This window comes from Moorena sp. SIO2C4, from assembly GCF_010672485.1.
Classification (GTDB): domain Bacteria; phylum Cyanobacteriota; class Cyanobacteriia; order Cyanobacteriales; family Coleofasciculaceae; genus Moorena; species Moorena producens.
In genome coordinates, this window is sequence record NZ_JAAHGN010001395.1 from 1 (window position 1) to 1,564 (window position 1,564).

Below are 1,564 nucleotides of genomic sequence, written 5' to 3' on the forward strand. Positions count from 1 at the left end.
TCAAGAAAGCTATAACATTCAGGGACAAAAAAAGCATAGGAAAACTGAAGCTCAAGGGGACATGGGACTTGTGGCGATTTGATTTAAAGCAAATAAAGCGAGTTCGCATTGTTAAAAGGGCTGACGGATACTATGTTCAGTTTTGTATTGCGGTTGATGTAAAAGAAGAATTAGACCCTTCCAGGAAGACTATAGGGCTAGATGTAGGACTGAAAGAGTTTTACACTGACTCTGATGGCTACTCAGAGTCTAATCCTCGTTTTTATAGAAAGGGAGAAGAACGTCTAAAGTTTTATCAACGCCGGGTATCTCGGAAGAAAAAAGGCTCAGCCAATCGGAAAAAAGCCATTAATAGACTAGGTAGACACCATCTTAAAATAAGTAGGCAGCGTGAAGAACATGCCAAGAGACTGGCACGTTGCGTAATCCGATCTAACGATTTGGTCGCCTACGAAGATTTAAGGGTTAAGAATCTAGTTAAAAATCACTGTCTCGCTAAATCTATTAATGATGCTGGTTGGTATCAATTTAGGAAATGGTTAGAGCACTTTGGAACAAAATTCGGCAGGGTCACCGTTGCAGTAAATCCTGCCTATACCAGTCAAAACTGCTCTGAATGCGGTGAAATCGTGAAGAAGTCACTATCAACTAGGACTCACGCCTGTAAGTGTGGTTGTAGATTAGATCGAGATCACAACGCCGCAGTCAACATTCTGAAGAGAGCTTTGGGTACGGTGGGGCACACCGGAACCTGGGTCTTAGACCCCAACGCTTCGGGAGATTTGACCTCTACTGTTCTTGGTTCCGGCCAGGTTCAGCAAGTCGAATCGTTGAGCGAAGAATCCCCGTCTCGCGATTAGCGGGGAGTGTCAATAGTAACAGTTGGCTGGTCAGGTGACCGTCGAGTTTGTGGTTCGTTGATCCATATTGATATCAAGGGAGAAAAAATCTGGATTCAACATGATGGTACTGGGGTTGGTGTAGCCGATGAGCTCGTAGAATTAGGAGTACCTAAGTCAGAAATTGTGATCGGTTATCATGACCCCAACGCACGTAAGTTGACAGAATTTGCCGTAGGTTAAAAGGTGAGTTATGCCTGAGTTGTACCTGAGTTGGGCTAAGTCCCTAGGAAAGAGCGTTATAGTTTGATTAGCTCATCTAACCTAGACCATGCCACGCTCACTTAGAGTTCGCCCAGAGTATATTGACCAGGTAAAATTAGCGGTTCAACGCAACGGTTTCCCTCGCCAGAAAGATTTAGCTGATGAGTTATTGATATCTCTATCAACCGTCAATAATTATCTCAATGGCAGAGCTGTAGATAACCTGAATTTCAAAGAAATTAGTGAAAAACTGGGGCAAGACTGGAACGCCATTGCATTCTTTGACGAAAATACTGGCAATGATACGTCAGCCCATGGGACAGTAAACTCAGAAGTAGTGATCACACACTGCCCTGAGGAAGACTCTTCATTGATTTATGTCCAACGTCCTCCCATTGAACAGTCTTGTTATCAAGCCCTTTTAGGTCCCGGTGCCTTGGTCAGGATTAAAGCTCAGAGGA

At 43.9% G+C, this 1,564-nt stretch carries 3 protein-coding genes; all 3 read left to right on the forward strand.

Features of this window, described 5'->3' with window-relative positions; translation table 11 throughout:
* The coding region (locus F6K20_RS37925) for an RNA-guided endonuclease InsQ/TnpB family protein (protein ID WP_287298322.1) at window positions 1-860 on the forward strand (860 nt) is incomplete at its 5' end.
* Between the two features lie 6 nt (window positions 861-866).
* Window positions 867-1,082, forward strand: coding sequence for an element excision factor XisI family protein (locus tag F6K20_RS37930; RefSeq protein WP_008189361.1), 216 nt, complete (start codon window positions 867-869; stop codon window positions 1,080-1,082).
* 88 nt (window positions 1,083-1,170) lie between these two features.
* Window positions 1,171-1,564 (forward strand): AAA-like domain-containing protein (locus F6K20_RS37935; protein WP_287298324.1); only part of this gene is annotated, 394 nt, incomplete at its 3' end.